The 21929-nt window shown below is 36.6% G+C and carries 16 protein-coding genes and 2 riboswitches; of the genes, 1 reads left to right on the top strand and 15 read right to left on the bottom strand.

Features of this window, described 5'->3' with window-relative positions; translation table 11 throughout:
• Positions 1-7: 7 nt before the first annotated feature.
• From JMA43_RS07620 to metK, 15 genes are all read right to left on the bottom strand, one after another.
• Positions 8-1276 (bottom strand): NAD(P)/FAD-dependent oxidoreductase, encoded by a 1269-nt coding sequence (locus tag JMA43_RS07620; RefSeq protein ID WP_342155893.1) that lies wholly within the window; start codon positions 1274-1276, stop codon positions 8-10.
• Between the two features lie 94 nt (positions 1277-1370).
• Complete coding sequence (locus JMA43_RS07615) at positions 1371-2102, bottom strand: head GIN domain-containing protein (RefSeq protein WP_342155892.1); 732 nt, start codon at positions 2100-2102, stop codon at positions 1371-1373.
• Between the two features lie 39 nt (positions 2103-2141).
• Positions 2142-3248, bottom strand: a complete 1107-nt coding sequence (locus JMA43_RS07610; RefSeq protein ID WP_342155891.1) for an acyloxyacyl hydrolase — start codon at positions 3246-3248, stop codon at positions 2142-2144.
• A gap of 33 nt (positions 3249-3281) precedes the next feature.
• On the bottom strand, positions 3282-4235 hold the full coding sequence (gene metF, locus JMA43_RS07605; protein WP_342155890.1) for a methylenetetrahydrofolate reductase [NAD(P)H]: 954 nt from the start codon (positions 4233-4235) through the stop codon (positions 3282-3284).
• 148 nt (positions 4236-4383) lie between these two features.
• A complete protein-coding gene (gene metH, locus JMA43_RS07600; RefSeq protein ID WP_342155889.1) occupies positions 4384-7104 on the bottom strand; it encodes a methionine synthase in 2721 nt (906 codons plus the stop codon).
• A 2-nt stretch (positions 7105-7106) separates the two neighbouring features.
• Positions 7107-7475 carry a four helix bundle protein gene (locus JMA43_RS07595; RefSeq protein ID WP_342155888.1) on the bottom strand — a complete coding sequence of 123 codons (369 nt, stop codon included), beginning with the start codon at positions 7473-7475 and terminating at the stop codon, positions 7107-7109.
• A 63-nt stretch (positions 7476-7538) separates the two neighbouring features.
• Positions 7539-8543 (bottom strand): homocysteine S-methyltransferase family protein, encoded by a 1005-nt coding sequence (locus tag JMA43_RS07590; protein WP_342155887.1) that lies wholly within the window; start codon positions 8541-8543, stop codon positions 7539-7541.
• Between the two features lie 318 nt (positions 8544-8861).
• Positions 8862-8991: riboswitch (SAM riboswitch) on the bottom strand.
• 163 nt (positions 8992-9154) lie between these two features.
• The gene (locus JMA43_RS07585) at positions 9155-10210 is read right to left on the bottom strand and encodes an NAD(P)/FAD-dependent oxidoreductase (protein ID WP_342155886.1); all 1056 of its coding nucleotides are present in this window, start codon (positions 10208-10210) and stop codon (positions 9155-9157) included.
• Between the two features lie 58 nt (positions 10211-10268).
• On the bottom strand, positions 10269-10847 hold the full coding sequence (locus JMA43_RS07580) for a precorrin-2 dehydrogenase/sirohydrochlorin ferrochelatase family protein (protein ID WP_342155885.1): 579 nt from the start codon (positions 10845-10847) through the stop codon (positions 10269-10271).
• 10 nt (positions 10848-10857) lie between these two features.
• Positions 10858-11619 (bottom strand): uroporphyrinogen-III C-methyltransferase, encoded by a 762-nt coding sequence (cobA, locus tag JMA43_RS07575; RefSeq protein WP_342155884.1) that lies wholly within the window; start codon positions 11617-11619, stop codon positions 10858-10860.
• Positions 11606-13711: a HEPN domain-containing protein gene (locus JMA43_RS07570; protein WP_342155883.1), complete on the bottom strand. Its 2106-nt coding sequence runs from the start codon at positions 13709-13711 to the stop codon at positions 11606-11608. The genes cobA and JMA43_RS07570 overlap by 14 nt, the downstream gene beginning before the upstream one ends.
• Positions 13712-13763: 52 nt before the next feature.
• On the bottom strand, positions 13764-14036 hold the full coding sequence (locus tag JMA43_RS07565) for a DUF2061 domain-containing protein (protein ID WP_342155882.1): 273 nt from the start codon (positions 14034-14036) through the stop codon (positions 13764-13766).
• A gap of 190 nt (positions 14037-14226) precedes the next feature.
• The gene (locus JMA43_RS07560) at positions 14227-15393 is read right to left on the bottom strand and encodes a trans-sulfuration enzyme family protein (RefSeq protein WP_342155881.1); all 1167 of its coding nucleotides are present in this window, start codon (positions 15391-15393) and stop codon (positions 14227-14229) included.
• 519 nt (positions 15394-15912) lie between these two features.
• A complete protein-coding gene (gene thrA / locus JMA43_RS07555) occupies positions 15913-19308 on the bottom strand; it encodes a bifunctional aspartate kinase/homoserine dehydrogenase I (protein WP_342155880.1) in 3396 nt (1131 codons plus the stop codon).
• A 69-nt stretch (positions 19309-19377) separates the two neighbouring features.
• Positions 19378-19494, bottom strand: a riboswitch (SAM riboswitch).
• A gap of 123 nt (positions 19495-19617) precedes the next feature.
• Entirely contained in the window at positions 19618-20874 is a 1257-nt protein-coding gene (metK, locus tag JMA43_RS07550) for a methionine adenosyltransferase (protein WP_342156011.1), read from the bottom strand.
• A gap of 423 nt (positions 20875-21297) precedes the next feature.
• Between metK and JMA43_RS07545 the strand changes: the two genes are divergently transcribed.
• Positions 21298-21912 carry a deoxynucleoside kinase gene (locus tag JMA43_RS07545; protein ID WP_342155879.1) on the top strand — a complete coding sequence of 205 codons (615 nt, stop codon included), beginning with the start codon at positions 21298-21300 and terminating at the stop codon, positions 21910-21912.
• Positions 21913-21929 lie beyond the last annotated feature (17 nt).

The following is a 21929-nucleotide window of genomic DNA, read 5'->3' as shown; positions in this document are numbered from 1 at the left end:
TAACTTTTTATTTTGAATCTCTAGGCTTTATTATCATTCTAAATGATTGGTCTTTTTGGAAGTAATATCCAGTCCAATCATACAAAGCTCGCAGTCGGTTTCTGAAATTTACTAACGACATAATATGAACAAACAGCCAAATGCACCAAGCTATAAATCCTTTTAAAAAGAATTTCTCTTTAGGGCCGTCGGTTACAGCCTTGTTTCGCCCAATAATTGCCATCGAACCTTTGTCGGTATACCTAAAAGGCATCCAAGCCAAATCTTTCTTTATTAGATTATGACCTAAGTTTTTTGCCTGCTGAATTGCCACTTGCGCCACTTGCGGATGTCCGTCAGGATAATTTTCATCTCCAGATAAAATAGCGGTATCTCCAACAGCATAAATATTATTATAGCCTTCAACCAGATTAAAAGCATCGGTTTTTAAACGACGACCTCTACCGTAGGCTTCTTTATTAAATCCGTCAAAAACTTTTGCTGAAACTCCAGCTGCCCAAATTAAATTTTTAGACGCAATGGTGCTTCCATCGGAAAGTTGTACAATACCATCTTGAAAGTCTTTCACCAAAGTTTCAAGCTTCACTTTAACGCCTAAACCTTCTAATTTATCTTTAGTGTATTTTTGAGTATTCTCAGACATGGTCGCCAACACTGCGTCTTGCCCATCTAACAGATAAATCTCACCCAAATCCTCTTCGATAAGTTCTGGGTAATCTTTAATTAGAATGTGCTTTCGCATTTCTGCTAAAATCCCAGAAAGTTCTACTCCAGTTGGGCCTGCTCCAGCAATAACAAAAGAGAGTAGCTTTTTCCGTTCTAACGGGTCTTCCAAACGAGTGGCACGTTCAAGCCTTGTAAAAACTAAATTACGAAGTGCCAAAGCATCGCCGATAGTTTTCATCGGCAATGAATTTTTCTGGATATTTTCATTTCCGAAGAAATTAGTTTCCGTTCCAGTTGCCATAATCAAAATATCGTACGACATTTCTCCATTGCTCAACACAATTTTATTTTCTTCAGGAATAACACGCTGTAATGCTCCCAAACGAAAACGTACGTTTTGTTTTCCTCGTAAAATTTTTCTGAACGGATAGCTAATGGCAGAAGGTTCCATAAACCCTGAAGCCACTTGGTATAATAAAGGTGGAAAAAAATTATAGTTATTTACATCTACTAAAACAATATCGTAGACATCGGATTTTTTTAAAATCTCAATGAGTTCGATTCCTGCAAAACCTCCCCCTACGATAACAATTTTCTTTCTAAAACTCATTTAAAAATTATTTACAGTATTTTGCTTCTATAAAGTTACTGTAAATACTTGTGGAAACAGCTACACTAAGGTGATAAATTCTTCTTAAAAAAGTCTATTCTTCAATGATAAGCTTGCCTTTGTAATGCTCGTTAATAGCAATATTTTCTGGACTTCCTACGGAAATAACATCGCCCGTGCTATAAATATCTCCTTTTAAAGTAGTTGAAGCATTTACGATAATATCGTTTGAACTACGATGGTAAATAGTTGCATTTTCTACGGGAAAATCTCGTCCTTCAAAACGACTATTTCCTGAAGCAAAATTGATGGATAAATTGGTCGCTTTTCCTTCCATAAAAATATTCGAAATGCCATTAAATACAATTTGAAAAGTATTCACATCGACATTTAACGAAATGGTGGCACTAGTTAGGTATTCATTATTTTGATAGTTTTCTGAGTACACTATTAATTTATCTCCAGTAATAACCCCTTCCGAACGAACTTCTCGCTGTGTGGCACTTCTAATTTCTGTGAAATTTGGAGCAGTAACATAGATGGTTGTGAGCTCGTAATCTCTAAATAAATTACACACATTATTGTTGGTAAGCACTAATTGATTTCCTTCAACAGTAGCTTCAATATCGTTTAATAAGTTTTCACCCGACTCAACTTCAACTTTAAATTCTTCGCCTTGTTTTACAACCAATGAAATTCCTTCATTAACCAAAACTCTGGTAAAAGCATCTACTACTCGTTCTTCTTTTATAATACTTCCAGCACTTTGGATACAGTTATTTGCATCTTCACTATTACAAGCGCAAAACAAAACTATTGTCAGCAACGAGATATATTTTAGTATGTTTTGTGTTTGTTTCATCTTTTATAATCGATATCCAATTCCAACTTCAACGCCTTCCGCTTGTGCCGCATGCGCTTTTACTGCCACGGTTGCAAAAAGTTTTTTCTGCTTCGTTATATAGCCTTTAAGTCCGCCACGCAAATACATTCTTCCTTCGTAATCTATTGGGTAATACAAATAATATCCTGCTTGGGTGATTACTGAAAAACGATTGATAAACAACTCATGACCTACAAATATTCCGGCACGTTTATAATCCTCAGAACCGTCTATCCCACGCTCAGGATAGGCAATACTGCTGTATTCGATATATTCTTTTAGGAAATTTGAATAGAAAACATCGGTACCGATTTGAAGGGCACTCTTTTTATTAATTCGTTTATCGGCGTAAAATGAAAAGACATAAAAAGGAAATTGCCCGCTATCGATTACATCACTTTCATTCACTCCAGTTCGGAATACAAAATTGTAACGAACAGGTTCATTAAATCGGTTGGTTAAGCCTTCAGTAATTATATATTCTGGATCTTCTTTTACCAACTGATAATTCACCCCAACATTAACCGTAATCGAGTTCATGCTAGTGTTTGGAGCTTTTGTATTTCCGTTGGAATAATGTATAAGTGATAATCCTGCCTGCACTCCAAAACGATCAAAAATACGTTCTTTTTTATAGTTGAGCATTAAGTACGTACTACTGAGTATCTTCGAGCCAAAAGCTACATTTTGGTAATTATCTTCCTTATCGTATGGTTTTCCTGCTAGGGCAATTCCTTGCCCAATACGCAACATTAAATTTCTTTTTAAAAAGTAAAAATTATAATGTCCGTAAAGCGCAACATTACTCCCCATATATTCATTCTTCATATTTTGATATCCAAACGAAACCCCATAATCTGGGTAGTTATAAAGTTGCTCCCATTCTTTATAACCGTATGTTTTTTTATTCAAACTAAGAATAAAACCTTCAGGATGCCCTGTGATAAGGTGGAGAATATCGTTGTTGTGCCTCGAAATATTTCCGTAGAAATAATTGAGATCGAGATACGACGAATATGAATCTGATTTTTCTTGAGCGTTACCAGCAATAGTGATGAACGCTATAAGAATGATAATTACTTTTTGCATAGATTAAATTTCGTGGCAAAAGTAACCTTATTTTTAAAATAACGCAGAGGCAATAGCCTTAATATTGTCAGATTTCCCCATAGAATAATAATGAAGCAAAGGAACGCCAGCCGATTTTAACTCTTTAGACTGCTCGATACACCACTCGATTCCTACTTGTCGAACTTCCGCATTATTTTTACAGCTATCAACAGCGTTTACCAATGCTTCTGGTAAATCTATTTTAAATACTTGCGGTAATAACTGAAGGTGTTTTTTTACAGCAATTGGCTTGATTCCTGGAATAATTGGCACATTAATCCCGGCTTGTTTTACTTTTTCAACAAACTCAAAATACTTACTGTTATCAAAAAACATTTGCGTCACAATATAATCAGCGCCAGCATCAACTTTTTCTTTTAACTTTTTTAAGTCGAAGTCTAACGAAGGCGCCTCAAGGTGCTTTTCTGGATAGCCAGCAACTCCAATACAAAAATCGGTGCAATTGCTTTTCTCAATTGTTTCATGAAGGTACTTCCCATCGCACATATTTCGTATTTGTTTTACCAACTCAGTAGCATAAGTGTGTCCACCTTCTGTTGCTTCAAAATAACGCTGGTGCTTCATTGCATCACCACGAAGTGCCATTACATTTTCAATGCCTAAATATTGGCAATCTACCAACAAATACTCTGTTTCTTCTTTGGTAAACCCTCCACAAAGCACGTGTGGAATGGTATCAACATCATACTTGTGTTTTAGCGTAGCACAAATTCCAACAGTCCCTGGGCGCATACGCGTAACCTTACGATCAAAAAGTCCATCTTTTTCAATATAAACATACTCTTCACGAGAAGTTGTTACATCGATAAATGGAGGATTAAACTCCATTAACGGATCGATATTATCATATAATTCTTGAATATTTTTCCCCTTTTGCGGTGGAACAATTTCAAAAGAAAACATCGTTTTCCCGTTGGCTTTTTTGATATGATCGGTTACTTTCATTTTATAGTTATTCGTTGTTCGTTATTTGTTGTTTGTTGTTCGTTACTTAGTAAACTCTGAAGAAATTAACACTCTCTTTTCCCTTATCGCTTTTTCCCCTTTGCTCTTACTTTGTACTTTTAACCTGTTAACTTTTAACTTTAATTTATTAATCTGCAATATTCGGATTGAGCCATTTTGTAGCTTCCTCTATACTGATGTTTCTACGCTTGGCATAATCGGCAACTTGGTCTTCTTTAATTTTTCCGAGTCCAAAATACTTACTTTCTGGATTGGCAAAATAATATCCCGAAACCGATGATGCTGGCCACATCGCAAGGCTATCGGTAAGTTTCACTCCAATAGTTTCTTCTACTTTTAAAACATCCCAAATTACTTTTTTCTCAAGATGATCTGGACACGCAGGATACCCTGGCGCTGGACGAATCCCTTTGTACTTTTCTTTGATTAGCTCTTCGTTGGAAAGTTGCTCTCCTGAAGCGTACCCCCAAATTTCTTTACGTACTCGTTCGTGTAAATACTCAGCAAAAGCTTCTGCCAAACGATCGGCAAGTGCTTTAATCATAATCGAATTGTAATCGTCTAAATCTTTCACATATCGATCTGAAATTTCGTCAACTCCAAATCCTGTTGTTACACAAAACGCTCCCATATAATCTTGCTTCCCACTCTCTTTTGGCGCGATAAAATCGGCTAAAGCAATATTGGATGCGCGTTTATTTTTTTCTGATTGCTGACGAAGGGTTAGAAACGCATTTAACTCTTTTCCGTTTTCATCATACAACTGAATATCGTCGTCGTTAACTTGGTTTGCAGGGAAAATTCCTAATATTCCTTTTGCTTCCAACCATTTTTCGTTAATAATTTGCGACAGCATTTCGGTGGCATCTGCAAAAAGTTTTGTTGCTTCTGTTCCAACAACCTCATCCGTTAGGATTTCAGGATACTTTCCGTGCAATTCCCACGATCTAAAAAATGGTGTCCAATCGATATATGGTTTTAAACCTTCTAAAGAAACATCCACTTGCTTCACACCTATAAAATTAGGTTTTACAGGCGAAAAAGTTCCCCAATCTAATTGCAATTTATTAGCTCTAGCTTGTTCGATGGTCAAGAAATTTTTCTCTCTCGAACGATTTAAAAACCCTTCTCGCAACTTATCATACTCTACTCTTAAATCGTTGCAATAACCTTCGCTCACTTTCGGATTCAACAAACTTCCAGCTACATTTACCGCTCGAGAAGCATCATTAACATGAACCACCGTTTTGGAATATTCAGGAGCAATTTTCACAGCCGTATGAGCTCTCGAAGTTGTTGCACCACCAATCATAACAGGAACGGCCAAACCTAACTTTTCTAACTCTTTAGCTAGATACACCATTTCGTCCAACGAAGGTGTAATCAACCCGCTAAGTCCAATAATATCTACTTTTTGCTCAATTGCTGTTTGGATAATTTTTTCTGGTGGCACCATCACACCCAAATCTACAATCTCGTAATTATTACATCCTAAAACAACACTAACAATATTTTTACCAATATCATGTACATCACCCTTCACAGTAGCCATGAGCACTTTTCCTGCTGAACGCGAATTCTCATCTTTTTCAGCTTCAATAAAAGGTAACAAATGCGCCACAGCTTTCTTCATCACCCTAGCCGATTTTACTACCTGCGGAAGAAACATTTTACCACTTCCGAAGAGATCTCCAACTACATTCATCCCTGTCATCAAATTTCCTTCGATAACTTCAATAGGTTTGTTTACCTGTAATCTAGCTTCTTCTACATCTTCCTCGATAAACTCCAAAACCCCTTTTACAAGCGAATGTGTAATGCGTTCTTGTAAAGTTCCGCTTCGCCATTCTTGCGCCTGTTTTTCATTGGTTTTCCCGTTTCCTTTTACTGTTTCGGCATATTCTAACAAACGCTCGGTAGCATCATCACGTCGATCGAGTAAAACATCTTCGATATAAACTAATAACTCTTTGTTGATTTCATCATAAATTTCGAGCATCTCTGGATTTACAATTCCCATCGTCATCCCGTGTTGTACTCCATGATACAAAAAAGCGGCATTCATAGCTTCCCGTACGGTATTATTTCCTCGGAAAGAAAACGAAACATTACTTACACCACCACTGATATGCGCATGCGGAAGATTTTCACGAATCCATTTGGTAGCTCTAAAAAAGTCTACTGCATTTTGACGGTGCTCCTCCATCCCTGTTCCTACAGGAAAAATATTAGGATCGAAGATGATATCTTGCGGTGAAAACTTAACTTTTTCTACTAAAACATCATACGAACGCTTACAAATTTCGATACGTCTTTCGTAAGAATCGGCCTGACCAACCTCATCAAAAGCCATTACGATAACTGCCGCTCCGTAGCGCTTTATTAATTTTGCACGCTCGATAAACTCTGCTTCTCCTTCTTTTAAACTAATTGAATTTACAATCCCCTTTCCTTGTACCACTTGGAGACCTGCTTCAATGATATCCCATTTTGAACTATCGATCATTATCGGAACACGAGCAATATCGGGCTCGGCTGCTATCAAGTTTAAAAACTTAACCATAGCATACTTCCCGTCGAGCATCCCTTCATCCATATTAATATCGATGATTTGGGCACCTCCTTCTACTTGCGCTCGGGCAACTTCCAACGCTTCATCGTAATTTTCTTCCTTTATTAAACGTAAAAATTTGCGCGACCCAGTTACATTGGTTCGCTCTCCAACATTCACAAAGTTTGTGTTTCCATCAATTACTAAAGGCTCTAAACCTGATAAAACTAAAGGGTTTCGTTGTTCGTTGTTAGTTACTAGTTGCTCGTTATTTTTAGATTTATCTCCTACATTCATACTTACAATTTTTTATAGTAATTAATAAATCCATTAATCAGTTTTTTGCAGTCTTCAATTTCTTCAAGCACACATTCCAATTTTTCTTCATTTATATAATTTAAATCTCTTGAAATATATAGTTGTGTTTCAATTTCATAAGCAGAACCTCTTGCTATATATAAAAAATGAATCGTGTCTTTATTTGTTTGTCGCCCGCAACCTTCTGCTATATTTGAACATATTGAAACCGCAGACCTTCTCATTTGATTTACCAAACCATATAACTCTTCCTTTGGAAAGTCTTTAGTGATTTGGTATATACTTTTTGCCAGCTTTCTAGACTTCAACCAAACATCTAAATCTGTATAATTTTGTATTTTTGCACTCATTTTAAAACTATCAACTATCAACTATCAACTATCAACTATCAACTATCAACTATCAACTATCAACTAAACACTAACAGCTATTGTTCTCGGCTTAAACTCTTGTGCTATTTCAGCTAATAAATTAATATGATCTGGGGTTGTTCCGCAGCATCCTCCAATAATATTTACCACGTTTTCTTCTAAATATTTTCGAACCAACGCTTGCATTTCTGCCGCCGTTTGATCGTACTCCCCAAAGTGATTTGGCAAACCTGCATTTGGATATGCCGAAATATAAAAAGGTGATTTTTGAGATAATCGCTTTACATATGGCAATAATTGATCGGCTCCTAAGGCACAATTAAAACCAACACTTAAAAGTGGAATATGCGAAATACTGATTAAAAATGCTTCTGCGGTTTGCCCTGAAAGTGTTCTTCCAGATGCATCTGTTATGGTACCGCTTACCATAATTGGAATATCAATATTTCGTTCTTCTTTAACTTCTTCAATGGCAAAAAGAGCTGCCTTTGCGTTGAGTGTATCAAAAATTGTTTCAACCAGCAACACATCAACTCCGCCATCAAGTAATCCTTCAACTTGCTGCTTGTAGGCAATACGTAATTCATCAAAAGTAATAGCTCTAAATCCAGGGTCGTTTACATCGGGAGACATACTTGCCGTACGGTTTGTTGGTCCCATTGCTCCCGCCACAAAACGAGGTTTCGCTGGGTTTTCAGCAGTAAACTTATCGGCTACTTCTTTTGCAATTTTTGCAGATTCGTAGTTCAATTCGTAAACAATATCTTCTAAATGATAATCTGCCATCGCAATGGTAGTCCCCGAAAACGTATTGGTTTCTATAATATCGGCTCCTGCTTCAAAGTATTTTGCATGTACTTCAGCAATTGCCTTAGGTTGTGTTAACGACAACAAATCGTTATTTCCTTGAAGTGGATGCTCAAAATCTTTAAATCGTTCCCCACGAAAATCTTCTTCTGTAAACTTATAGCGTTGCAACATCGTTCCCATCGCACCATCGAGCACTAAAATACGCTTCTGAAGTTCTTTTCTGATATCTTTTTTCATGTGTTATTTTATTTTCATTTAATACATTTTCTAAGTGCATTAAATTCTTTTATTTACTAATACCATTTATACATCAATATTACTGGAATAAAATGTATCTTTTCCCTTTTATCTTCATCATAAAATAAAATCGTAGCTATGGCTATGCTTTTATTTTCTTCTTTGCTAAAAGAAAAAATCATCCATTTTCTTTTGCAGTAAAATCAATTTATAAATGGCATAAAACCCACAAAGAGGTTTTACATTAACTACAAATTAATTGTTGGTCGGTTTTATAAGATATATCAAGAGTGTAAAAGTAAAAAAGGAAAGACTTTTTTGTTATCTGTCCGTAATATCTACGGTAGAACGTAGCACCTTCTCTAAGAAAACTTCAAAAAACACTGAAGCATATAAAGGGTTGCTAAGGCTTCAACGGGTCTAATCCCTTCACCTTTCTTGATAACGTCCAATAAAATTATGAACAATTTGAGTGCAAATATAACGCACATTTTACTGTTAAACAAATGGCGTTCATTTAATTTCTACTGAAAAGAATTCGCCTAAAAAAACAAAAGCAAACCTATTAAAGAGAACAGGTTTGCTTGTATGTATTTATATATGAAAAATATTTAAACGATACTCTTCACCACTTCTTTTTTAGCTTCCTTTTTAGTTCCATCAAAGCCTTGTACGCCACCAACTGTGGTGTACTTCATGATGTACTTTTTATCTGGAAAAATACGTTGGTATGCACTTTGGCACATCACGGCAGCTTCGTGGAATCCTGATAAAATCAGCTTTAATTTTCCAGGATATGTATTCACATCGCCAATGGCGTAGATTCCAGGAATATTGGTTGCGTAATCGTATGAATTATCTACTTTGATGGCATTCTTTTCGATTTCTAATCCCCAATTGGCTATTGGCCCTAATTTTGGCGACAATCCAAATAGCGGAATAAAATTATCAACCTCCACATGCGATTCTCCATCTTTTAAATGTTTTACCGTTACGGCTTCCAATTTTCCATCGCCATGCAATTGTGTTACTTCTGCTTCGGTAATAAGTTCTATCTTTCCTTTCTTAGATAATTCTGCTACTTTTTCTACGGAATCCAAAGCACCTCTAAACTCGTTTCTACGATGTACTAAATACACTTCTGAAGCTACATCTGCTAAGAAAATAGACCAATCTAATGCTGAATCTCCTCCTCCTGCAATTAATACTTTTTTATCGCGATATACTTCTGGGTCTTTGATAATATATGCCACGCCGTTATCTTCAAACTGCTCAATATTGTCGATTTGTGGTTTACGAGGCTCAAAACTCCCTAATCCTCCAGCAATTACAACTACTGGCGCGTGGTGTTTTGTCCCTTTATTTGTTGTTACAATAAAAGTTTCGTCTTCCAACTTTTCAATCGTTTCGGCACGTTCTCCTAACGTATATGTTGGCTCAAACGATTTTATTTGCTCTAAAAGATTGGTTACCAAATCGCCCGCTAATACTTCTGGAAAACCAGGAATATCATAAATTGGTTTTTTCGGATAAATCTCAGAACATTGTCCTCCAGGTTGTGGCAATGCATCAATTAAATGACATTTCAGCTTCAATAATCCTGCTTCAAAAACGGTAAATAATCCTGTGGGACCCGCCCCAATAATCAGTATATCTGTTTTAATCATGACTTTAAACTTTTCCCTGACGGGATTAACAATAACTTTTTTCTAACTTTTTCTTTTTCTATTTTTCAACTAAACTCTTTGTAAATTCGTTTAGTTTAGCAACTTTCTCCTCAAAATTCCCCTTGATGGTTTTTCGGTATATATTTAAATTCTGAACCAAGTCGTCTATGTTTTCTGGGATTACTTCCTCAAAAAATTGACGTAACCTCTTGGCTGTGGTTGGCGATTTTCCATTAGTAGAAATCGCAATTTTTACATTTCCTTTGGTTACAATTCCGCCCATATAAAAATCGCAATACGGCGGATTATCCGCTACATTTACCAAAATATTTCGCTGTTTGCAATCTTTATAAACTTGCACATTTACAGCTTCATCATCGGTAGTTGCAATAACAATATGTTTGCCTTCTAAATATTTTTCGGCATACACATCAGTAATCATTTCAACTTGATGCGATTTGGCTTTTTCAATGGTTTCCTCTCTAAAATATGGAGCCACCATTTGTACTTGCGCATTCGGACTCGACTTCAGTAAAAAAGTGAGTTTTTCCAAAGCAACATTCCCGCCACCAACAATTAATGTTTGTAAGGAATTTACTTTTAAAAAAACAGGATATAACTCGTTGCGTTCTTCCATTTTCTGTGTTTTATACTGAAGCGACTTCTTTATAAATATTTAAAACTTGCGCTCTGTGATTTACCACCTCGCCAATAATGATAATAGCAGGATTGGTCAACTCTTGTTCTTCTACAATTTTTTCAATAGTATCGACTGTGCCAATACCAATTTTTTCTTCTGGGGTGGTGCCACTTTGAATAATTGCCATCGGAAGTTTGTGTTTTCCTTCATTTTTAAACAATGTTGTAATTTCTGAAAGTTTACTCATTCCCATTAAAATAACAACGGTTGCTGATGATTTTGAAGCCAACACAACATCGTTTGACAATTTATGAGCTTTGGTGGTGCCCGTAATTACCCAAAAACTTTCGGAACTTCCTCTTTTTGTAAGTGGAATATTTTGATACGCAGGTACTGCCAACGCCGACGATATTCCTGGCACAAAAACGGTTTCTACGCCTCTACTTAAAGCATATTCCATTTCCTCTGCGCCTCTTCCAAAAACAAATGGATCGCCTCCTTTTAAACGTACTACATGCCCGTGAGATTTTGCTCTACTAACCATGAGTTCGTTTATTTGTTCTTGTTGATACGCATAACAGCCCTTGCGTTTACCTACAAAAATATGCTCTGCTTTTGGCGCATATTCAAGTAAAACAGGGTTTACCAAAGCGTCGTATAAAACAACGTTGGCTGTTTGCAATGCTTTCATTCCCTTAACAGTAAGCAAGTCCGGATCACCCGGACCCGCCCCTATTAAAGTCAGTTTTGGTTGGTTATTTGTCTGCATTTGCTAATTCTAATTTTCTGAATGCATCTGCCTTTTTATAAAAAGATTGCGCTTCTTCTATAAACGATTTGGCAAATTCTTCAGATGGTTGTTTTCTATTTATTTGATAAACGAGATCTTGGAAAGTGGTGTTTAATTGAATCTTTCCGGTTGCGACAAATACTTCGTCAAACTGATTTATTATCCCCGCATGGGTATTGGTTTTCTTATTTTCGGCAGTTAATAGTGCTTTTGCAGTATTTATCAACGATGTATACGATTGGTAAATACTATCGGCATATTTCTCATTCTCCAAAGAAAGCTGAGCTTTTTCTATTTTTTCTTCACTTTCGAATAATAAAGTAGCCACTAAATCAATAACAACACCGGCACATTCTCCTACACCAACTTCTTGAACATACGCTTTATCATGTCCCCAATCTACAAAATCATCTTCAGTTAAATTGTCTGTATCTGATAAAGGTTTTAAAAAATCGTAAAAATACATTTGTTCTTTACGGTCGTAATACGCCAAAAAGTTCTCTTCTCCCTCTTTATTCGACTCAAAATCATCTAAAATTAAACGCAACGCTTGCGGCCCTCTTTTCGATGGAATTTTAATTACCTTATCGGCAAAACGCCCATCGCCATTTCCTAAAACTCCACCTCCTAATAAAATTTGAAGTGCAGGAGCTACCAATTTTTCTTTGGTACGGATGGACATTCCTTGAAAACCAATGTGCGCCATATTGTGCTGTCCGCAAGCATTCATACAACCACTTATTTTGATGGCTACATCATGATTTCTTAAGTACTGAGGATACTCTTCTTCTAAAACTTTCTCCAACACATCGGCAATTCCTGTACTACTTGCAATACCTAAATTACAAGTGTCGGTACCAGGACAAGCTGTGATATCGGCAGTAGAATTATACCCCAATTTGGTAAAACCAAGTTCCTTTAATTCCAAATAAAACAACGGCAACAAATCGGCTTTTATATGGCGAATTAAAATGTCTTGACGCAATGTTAATCGCAACTCATCGGCTCCATAATTTTTTACAAGATTCGCCAATTTTCGAGCTTTATCAGTATAAAAATCTCCTAATCTTACTTTTATTCCTATGGAAAACAATCCGTCTTGTTTCTGTGGAAATACATTAGAGTTTTTCCATTTTTCGAATCCTTCGATATCTTTTAAATCGATTTTCGGAACTGAAATTGCATCGACAACCGAACGGTCAAAATCAAAAGCAGTCTCGTCAATCGGGAAATTATGCGTCGACAGTGCAACTTTTTCCTCTTCAATTAACTGAAGAAACGTTTCCAAACCGATGTCTTTTATTAAAAATTTCATACGCGCTTTTAAACGTTTTGCGCGTTCTCCATGACGGTCAAAAATTCTTAAAACACTTTCTATTACAGGAATTAATTGATCGGTAGGCAAGAACTCGTACATCACATCGGCATGTCTTGGTTGTGAACCTAAACCTCCACCTAACATCACTTTAAATCCTTTTTCTCCATTTTTTATCTTCGGAATAAACCCTAAATCGTGAATGTAAGAAAGTGCGGTATCGCTATCGGAAGACGAAAACGACATTTTAAATTTTCTTCCCATTTCTTGACAAACAGGATTACGTAAGAAAAACTGAAACACTGCGTGCGCATACGGCGTTACGTCGAATGGCTCATTAGGATCGATTCCAGCTTCTGGACTCGCCGTAACATTTCGAACCGTATTTCCACAAGCTTCACGAATGGTAACATCGCTCTTTTCGAGCTCTGCCCAAAGTTCTGGTGTTCGGTCTAAACTTACATAATGAATTTGAATATCTTGACGCGTGGTAATATGCAATCGACCACGAGAATACTCATCAGAAACATCGCAAATACGCAATAATTGATCGCCTGTTACTTTTCCGTAAGGCAATTTAATACGTACCATTTGCACCCCTTCTTGACGCTGTCCATAAACTCCACGAGCTAAACGCAAGCTTCTAAAGCGTTCTTCATCAACCTTCCCGTCTCTAAAAAGTCGGATTTTCTTTTCCAACTCTATGATATCTTTTTCAACTACGGGATTTTCAATTTCTGTTCTAAAACTTTGCATATGTTCTGTTTTCAGTAATTCTTAATTTCTCACAAAGAGTGTTTTCTTTATTTTATCTTCCCCATTTAATTCGTTCCCAAATTCGTTCATGGAAAAAGTAAAGCGTCATTTTTGTAACCAATTCTATAAACCCAATCGACAGTGCCAGTTTTATCGTTCCTGTTACTAGGTAAGAAATGATAATGGTGTCGAATGTTCCTACAATTCGCCAACTAATTGACTTTGCAATGCTCCTACTTAACTTATCGGTTGAACTTGATTTATCCACCTGAATATCATCACTTTTACTATGTTGACTCCCTTGTAATACTTTATCTAAAATCATTTCTCTTTTCTTTATTACTCTAGTTAATCGATAGGTTAATAGAATTTTTAAGCGAAAGTAATACATAAATCGAGAAATCCCAATGTTTTTAGTGATTTTTAACTAATGAAATGGAATTCAGCAAAAAAAGTCACAAAAAAAAGGTTGTGACTTTCGCCACAACCTTTAAATCTTATAAATTGTTATGCTGTTATGAAAGCGCTTGCTTCAAATCGGCAATGATATCTTCTACGTTTTCCAAGCCTACAGAAACACGAACTAAACCGTCTGAAATACCAACTTCAAGTCTATCTTCTTCGGAAAGCTTACTGTGTGTGGTAGAAGCAGGATGTGTAACAATGGTACGCGTATCCCCTAAATTGGCAGAAAGCGAACACATTTGAATGGCATCTAAAAATTTTCTACCAGCTTCCACGCCTCCTTTTATTTCGAAAGCCACAATACTTCCTCCTTTTTTCATCTGTTTTTTAGCTACTTCATACTGCGGATGTGACTTCAAGAAAGGATATTTTACAAAATTCACATTTGCATGCGATTCTAAAAATTCAGCAACTTTTAATGCATTTTCACAATGACGATCAACACGAACAGCCAATGTTTCCAAACTTTTAGAAAGTACCCAAGCATTGAAAGGCGACATAGCAGGACCTGTATTTCTAGAGAATAAATAAATTTCTCTTATTAAATCGCTAGGACCAACAGCAACACCTCCTAAAACACGTCCTTGACCATCAATTAATTTGGTTGCCGAATGCACCACAATATGTGCTCCAAAATCAATTGGTTTTTGTAAATAAGGCGTTGCAAAACAATTATCGACTACCAAAATTAAATTATGCTTCTTGGCTATAGCTCCTAAATGTGCTAAATCGAGTACATCGACAGCTGGATTTGTAGGAGTTTCTGCAAAAAGAATTTTGGTGTTTGGCTGAATTAAACTTTCAATTTTATCAACTTCATTTACTTTAAAGTACGAAGTTTCTATATTCCATTTCGGTAAAAACTTAGTAAACAACGCATGTGTAGAACCAAAAACCGAACGTGCCGAAACCACATGATCGCCGCTATTTAACAGCGCTGCCAACGTTGAAAAAACTGCCGACATACCCGTAGCAAAAGCATATCCTGCTTCGGCTCCTTCCATTTTACAAATTTTGTCTACAAACTCGGTTGTATTAGGATTGGTAAAACGGCTGTATAAATTGCGGTCCTTTTCTTCGGCAAACGAAGCACGCATATCTTCAGCATCTTCAAAAACAAAACTCGACGACAAATATAATGGTGCCGAATGTTCTAAAAATTCTGTTCGCTCAATTTGCGTGCGAATCGCTTCTGTTTCAAAATGTTTTTTACTCATAATATTGTTATTGCTTTATGCTAAAAGCTAAGTGCTTTATGCAAAATTCATTTCTTGTTTTTTATACTGAAGATTCAAAGTTGTAGAGATTTAAAGTGGCAAAGATATCTCGACTTCCCCTGTCTGCAGACAAAGGCAGGTTCGACAAAACTGCTAAATATATTTACAGTCACTTAAGTCCTTAACCTAACCTCAGTTCGATATAAATGCCAACATACATAAAACTCTATTAGCTGTATTTCAGTTATTTAACTATCCTTTCATTTTTGTCTTGACACAAAAACGAAACAAAAAAGTCAAGACTGATTTAAAAAGTATAAGAAAATCTACGGAAACCTCCTCCACAGATAAAAAGAACTCGCTACGCTCAAACAGCTTTTTATCTATCAGCCCACGCCGCTTCCTTGATTTTCAATACTTTTTAAATAGGTCAATTTTATTATAAATTCATCATTCTTATGTCGAACTCACGTTGACTTATTTACTTTTTAACTTCCTCTAACTTTGTACTTTTAAATACTACCCTCTTTCAGCTAATTTAAGGATATCTCCAAAAACACCTCTTGCTGTTACGGCTGCACCAGCTCCAGCTCCTTGAATTACAATAGGTCGGTCACCATAAGATTCGGTATAAATTTCGAAAATCGAATCAGCTCCTTTTACCTGTCCCAACACACTGTTGGCTGGCACCGATACTAATTTCACTTCCAACTCTCCTTTGTCTTGTTGCAAATCACCATGCATATCGCCTACATAACGGAGTACATGTCCTTCTTCTTGCTCTTCTTTTATTTGCTGATATGGCGCGTCGAATTGTGCTAAGCTTTTCAAAAATTCAGGAACTTCCTTCGACCTTAATTCTTCAGGAACTAAATTCTGAATACTCACATCAGAAAATTCATTTTTCAAATCTAATTCTCTTGCCAAAATAAGCAATTTTCTTCCGACATCATTTCCGTATAAATCTTCACGCGGATCGGGTTCTGTAAATCCTTTTTCAATAGTATCCTTTAAAATTTCACTAAACGCTTTTTCTTCCGAAGAAAATCTGTTAAACAGATAACTTAAAGTTCCTGAAAACACTCCGCGAATTCGAGTGATATTCTCTCCCGAAAGGTGTAAAATTCGAATCGTATCAATAAGTGGCAACCCAGCACCTACATTAGTTTCGTATAAATATTGCTTCTGATTTTTTTCTAGCAGACTTCTCAATTCTTTATAAAATTCGAAGTCGAGCGTATTGGCTATTTTATTTGACGACACCAAATCGAAACCATTTTCAATTAGTGTTTTGTAATTCGACACAAAGTCTTCGCTCGCCGTATTGTCGATTGCAATCAAGTTTTCCAAATGATTTTCTTTAGCAAAATCAATTACTGAAGCAACAGTAGCAGGCTGATTTGAAGCTTTCACATCGGTTGCCCAATTGGCTGTGATTCCGTCTTTAGACAGCAATAGTTTTTTAGAGTTGGAAACAGCAAAAATATTCAGTTTAATTTTTTTACGTTCCTCAATATTGACTGCCGAAGTTAAAATTTGATTAATCAAAGTACCGCCTACCAATCCGTGTCCGAAAACAGCTATATTAATCTTCTTACAAATTTCAAAAATCTCACCATGAATTACATTCAGCGCCTTATGAAGTTGTGACTTTTTCACTACCAAACTCACGTTCTTTCCTGTAACCGTATTGTTAAACAACACTGGAATAATCTGGTTTTTAATAAGTGCGTTGTATGGTTTATGAAAAGTACTCAAGTCTTGCCCGATGATAGAAATTACAGAAACATCGTCTACGGCAGAAATTTTATTTACATCTTTCGAGTAAAAATCGTTTTCAAATTCTTTTTCCAAAGCAATAATCGCTTCGGTTGCATCTTTGGCATTTACCACCAAACCAATACCACGCTCGGAAGACCCCTGTGAAATAATACTCACACTGATTTCCTTTTTTCCGAGGGCATTAAAAATTCGTGCATCGACACCTGCTTTTCCTAAAAGTCCGCGTCCTTCTAAATTTACCAACGCCACATTTTCGAGCACCGAAAGCGACTTCATTCCTTCTTTTTTAGGATTGGCAGTAATAAGCGTTCCTTTGTTATCGTGCTTAAAAGTATTTAAAATTCGAAGCGGAATATTTTTTTCGATTAATGGAATAATCGTTTTTGCATGTAAAATAGTAGCTCCGAAATTTGCCAATTCGTTAGCTTCATTAAACGACAATTCTTCAATACGCTGTGCACTCGGCACCAAGTCGGGATTGGCAGTAAAAATACCATCTACATGCGTAAAGCTCTGCAACTCGCCAGCATCCAAAAAGTTTGCCAACAAGGATGCAGTATAATTACTTCCGTTACGTCCCAAAGTGGTGGTTTCGTTGTTTTTATTCGAACCGATAAATCCAGTTACGATATTTACAGTTGTTCCGTTGTATTGAGCGTAGTGCTTCAATACATTTTCTTTTGAAAGCTTTTCTAGCGGTTGCGCATCCCCAAATTTTTCATCGGTTTTAATAAGTTCGCGCGCATCTGTAAAGTTGGCATTTACACCTTTTTCTTTTAAAATAGATGTAATTAATTTTGCTGAAATAATTTCGCCTTGCGCCAATACTTCATCTTTAATTTTGGTGCTGTAATCGCCTAAAAGGCTTACCCCAGAGAACAATTTTTCGAGTCTATCAAACTCCACAGACAAATCGGCAGTAGGATAATCTTGCGTTTGGTATTTTATAAATGCATCCAACAAGTGTTGATAATCTTGCCCTTCGGAAGCTGTTTCTAAAATACTTTCCAACTCGTTGGTTGCATTATTTCTAGCCGACACAACTACGGTAATCTTTTCTCCATCTTTTACTTTATTCTCAATAATTTCAATTACATTATTGATTCCTTCTCCATTGGCTAAGGATTTCCCTCCAAACTTTAATACCTTCATTTTATTGTTGTTAAGTGACGATTCAAAAATGTCTCCTATTAATTTTTCTAATTGTTCATATTCTATTAAAAAAGCATCGTGCCCGTGTACCGACACAACTTCGCCATACCGAACACGGTCGCTCGACTGTGCCAATTGCTTATACGTTTCTCGGTTTTCTTCCGCAGTAAAAAACAAATCAGAGTTTACCCCGATGATATGCACATTAGCATTTATGGCTTCCAATACACTAAAATGTTCAGGACGGTCGCGAGTAACATCGATGGTTTTCAATAACTGATTCATCAGTTTATAAGCTGAAAGTTGAAAACGTTCTTGTAATTTTTTTCCATGATGCAACAACCAACTCTCTACATTAAACACTTGTAATTCTTCATTGGTACTACGTTTGAAGCGCGACTTAAAGGACGCTGGCGTACGGTAACACAACATGGCGTGCATTCGTGCATCGTGTACAGGATTTTTAGAATTCACCAAAAATTGCTCCTGAATTTGACAATTGGCAATTAACCAATCGGTCGATTTCCAATCGGTTGCTACAGGAATAAAATGCTGTGTTAAATTGGGGTTTAGTGCCATCATTTCCCATGCAATTCCACCTCCCAAAGAACCACCTATAAGCGTGTATAATTTTTCAATTTGCAAGGTTTCTAATCCGAGGAGGAAAATTCGAGCAATATCTCTCGCAACAAAATCTTTGTAATTATCAATCACAAAACCATCAAATCCATTTCCTGGAATGTTAAATGCCAAAATAGTGTAAAAGTTGGTGTCGATTGCTTTTCCTTCACCTATTAAATCTTTCCACCAACCATGTGTTCCACTCACATCTGAGTTTCCTGTAAGCGCATGGTTTACCATTACGATAGGCGCCGAATGTAAAGGTTGCCCAAAGAGTTGGTACGACAAGTTGATGTTTTGCGTAACGCCACTGAGTGTGGTGTAATTTTTTAATGGAATATGTAATAATTTGTTTTTCAACGTTTCTTTTATTTAAAATGAATTCAATAAGATGTTAAAAAGAAAGTTGTAAATACAGAAGTAATTTCAACGTTATCTATCCACAAATTGTGGTAGAATGTAGCACCTTCTCAATCTGAGTTTCCTCGAGATAAAGGGTTGCTAAGGCATCTTCAGGTCTATTCCTTCCGCCTTTCTTGATAACATCAATAATTTTAAATGAACTTCCCACTTTGTGGGTATTTTAGCAATCCGCTCTAATAGAGAGGAATATTCTCAAAGATTCAGAAAATATAATCGCTTTTCCAAATCTTATGGTAAAAATCTAATTTATAAAGCGAAGGCTTCTTTTACTTTATCTACAAAATCGAGTTTCTCCCAAGTAAAAAGTTCCACTTCTCTTTCAATCCTTCCGTTATATGGAGACTCGTAAACTTTAGTAATTGTTTGCGGCTGTTTCCCCATATGCCCGTAAGCGGCTGTTTCTAAGTAAATCGGATTACGTAGTTTTAAACGTTCCTCAATGGCAAACGGACGCATATCGAATAATGTTGCTACTTTTTTAGCGATTTCACCATCCGATAAATTCACTTTAGAACTTCCGTAGGTATTCACAAAAATAGAAGTTGGTTCTACCACTCCAATCGCATAACTTACTTGTACCAAAACCTCATCTGCAACACCTGCAGCCACCAAGTTTTTAGCAATATGTCGTGCTGCATACGCCGCACTTCGGTCTACTTTACTTGGGTCTTTTCCGCTAAATGCACCACCACCGTGCGCACCTTTTCCGCCGTAAGTATCTACAATAATTTTTCTTCCTGTAAGTCCGCTATCTCCATGAGGACCACCAATTACAAACTTCCCAGTTGGGTTGATATGGTATTTTATAGTGTCGTTAAATAACTCCTGAACATAGGTTGGCAATTGCGCTACGACTCTTGGAATTAAAATTTCTAAAATATCCTTTTTAATTTGCGCCAACATCTTTGCATCGTCGGTATCAAATGCGTCGTGTTGCGTCGAAATAACAATGGTATCGATACGTTGCGGTACGTTGTCATCAGAATACTCAATAGTTACTTGCGCCTTAGCATCTGGACGTAAATAGGTAATTTCTTTTTCTTCTCTACGCAAGTTAGCAAGTTCTTGCAAGATTTTATGCGAAATATCCAACGCCAACGGCATGTAGTTTTCAGTTTCTTTGGTTGCATAACCAAACATCATCCCTTGGTCTCCTGCTCCTTGCTCCTCTTTTGAAGCTCTGTCGACTCCTTGATTAATATCTTGCGATTGCTCATGAATTAACGAAATAACGCCACAAGAATCCCCACTAAATTGGTAAGCTCCTTTGGTGTATCCAATTTTATTAATCACCTCTCTAGCAATCGACTGCACGTCTAAATACGTACCACTTTTCACCTCTCCAGCAAGTACCACTTGCCCCGTTGTAACTAGGGTTTCGCAAGCTACTTTGCTCTCTGGGTCGAATGCTAAAAAATTATCCAAAAGCGCATCGCTTATCTGATCTGCTATTTTATCAGGATGTCCTTCACTTACAGACTCCGATGTAAATAAATATGCCATAAATGTAATTTCTAAAATTGCTCTCGGGAAAGAATTTTGACAGGCACGTCTAAAGAAGTTGTTCACTGCTTTAGCTCTTTTTTTACGAGGTGGCAATCAGTCAAATCTTTCCTCAAAATTCTATGCAAATGTACGCATTAGATTGTAACTTAAAAATGTTTAACACTTTTTTTAAAAAAATCATTTTTGTTAGAAGCACTTTCTATACGCATTTTTACAAATGCTGTTACCCGCCTGCCTAACGATAGGCAGGCTTTCGCCACTACACGGTAGTTGGCTCTATCGGGGCTAGTAACTGGTACTTGCGTATTCTTGCCTAAATACCATCAACATTTAGGTATTAAAGTAAAAGAAATTATTTTTCATCAAACCGGCATAACTTGTATATTTACCAAAGTTATTAATTTATAAAACCGAAATCCCATGCACGTTGCAATTGCAGGTAATATAGGCGCAGGAAAAACAACCCTTACAAGGCTCTTAGCCAAACACTTTAACTGGGAACCACACTTTGAAGATGTAGTAGACAATCCGTACCTAGACGATTTCTATACACAAATGGAACGTTGGAGTTTTAACCTGCAAATCTATTTCTTGAATAGCAGATTTCGACAAATTCTTGAAATTCGCGAAAGCGGAAAAAAAATCATTCAAGACAGAACCATCTACGAAGATGCTCATATTTTTGCACCCAACCTGCACTCAATGGGGTTAATGACCAATAGAGATTTCGAAAACTACGCATCGCTTTTTGAGCTTATGGAAAGTCTTGTACAAGCACCCGATTTACTTATTTACCTTCGAAGCTCCATTCCAAATTTGGTAAACCAAATTCATAAACGCGGGCGAGAATACGAAAATTCTATCTCTATCGATTATTTAAGCCGACTCAACGAACGTTACGAAGCTTTTATCCATACATACGACAAAGGAAAACTTTTAATTATAGATGTAGATAAATACGATTTTGTTGACAACCCAGAAGATTTAGGAGAAATTATTAATAGAATCGACGCCGAAATTAACGGATTGTTTTAGAGAGGAACGTCTTAAAC

The sequence above is a fragment of the Joostella sp. CR20 genome, assembly GCF_038433465.1.
In the GTDB taxonomy this organism is placed as follows: domain Bacteria; phylum Bacteroidota; class Bacteroidia; order Flavobacteriales; family Flavobacteriaceae; genus Galbibacter.
The sequence above is the reverse complement of the archived record's forward strand: the minus strand, read 5'-3'. Positions and strand labels throughout refer to the sequence as shown.

Bases quoted from the DNA above. Each gene is read 5' to 3' on its own strand.
- JMA43_RS07610 (WP_342155891.1), bottom strand. From the start codon at position 3,248: ATGCAAAAAGTAATTATCATTCTTATAGCGTTCATCACTATTGCTGGT.
- JMA43_RS07595 (WP_342155888.1), bottom strand. From the start codon at position 7,475: ATGAGTGCAAAAATACAAAATTATACAGATTTAGATGTTTGGTTGAAG.
- JMA43_RS07585 (WP_342155886.1), bottom strand. From the start codon at position 10,210: ATGATTAAAACAGATATACTGATTATTGGGGCGGGTCCCACAGGATTA.
- metK (WP_342156011.1), bottom strand. From the start codon at position 20,874: ATGGCATATTTATTTACATCGGAGTCTGTAAGTGAAGGACATCCTGAT.
- JMA43_RS07570 (WP_342155883.1), bottom strand. From the start codon at position 13,711: ATGCAAAGTTTTAGAACAGAAATTGAAAATCCCGTAGTTGAAAAAGAT.
- JMA43_RS07580 (WP_342155885.1), bottom strand. From the start codon at position 10,847: ATGGAAGAACGCAACGAGTTATATCCTGTTTTTTTAAAAGTAAATTCC.
- metF (WP_342155890.1), bottom strand. From the start codon at position 4,235: ATGAAAGTAACCGATCATATCAAAAAAGCCAACGGGAAAACGATGTTT.
- cobA (WP_342155884.1), bottom strand. From the start codon at position 11,619: ATGCAGACAAATAACCAACCAAAACTGACTTTAATAGGGGCGGGTCCG.
- JMA43_RS07565 (WP_342155882.1), bottom strand. From the start codon at position 14,036: ATGATTTTAGATAAAGTATTACAAGGGAGTCAACATAGTAAAAGTGAT.
- JMA43_RS07560 (WP_342155881.1), bottom strand. From the start codon at position 15,393: ATGAGTAAAAAACATTTTGAAACAGAAGCGATTCGCACGCAAATTGAG.
- JMA43_RS07590 (WP_342155887.1), bottom strand. From the start codon at position 8,543: ATGAAAAAAGATATCAGAAAAGAACTTCAGAAGCGTATTTTAGTGCTC.
- JMA43_RS07620 (WP_342155893.1), bottom strand. From the start codon at position 1,276: ATGAGTTTTAGAAAGAAAATTGTTATCGTAGGGGGAGGTTTTGCAGGA.
- metH (WP_342155889.1), bottom strand. From the start codon at position 7,104: ATGAATGTAGGAGATAAATCTAAAAATAACGAGCAACTAGTAACTAAC.
- JMA43_RS07545 (WP_342155879.1), top strand. From the start codon at position 21,298: ATGCACGTTGCAATTGCAGGTAATATAGGCGCAGGAAAAACAACCCTT.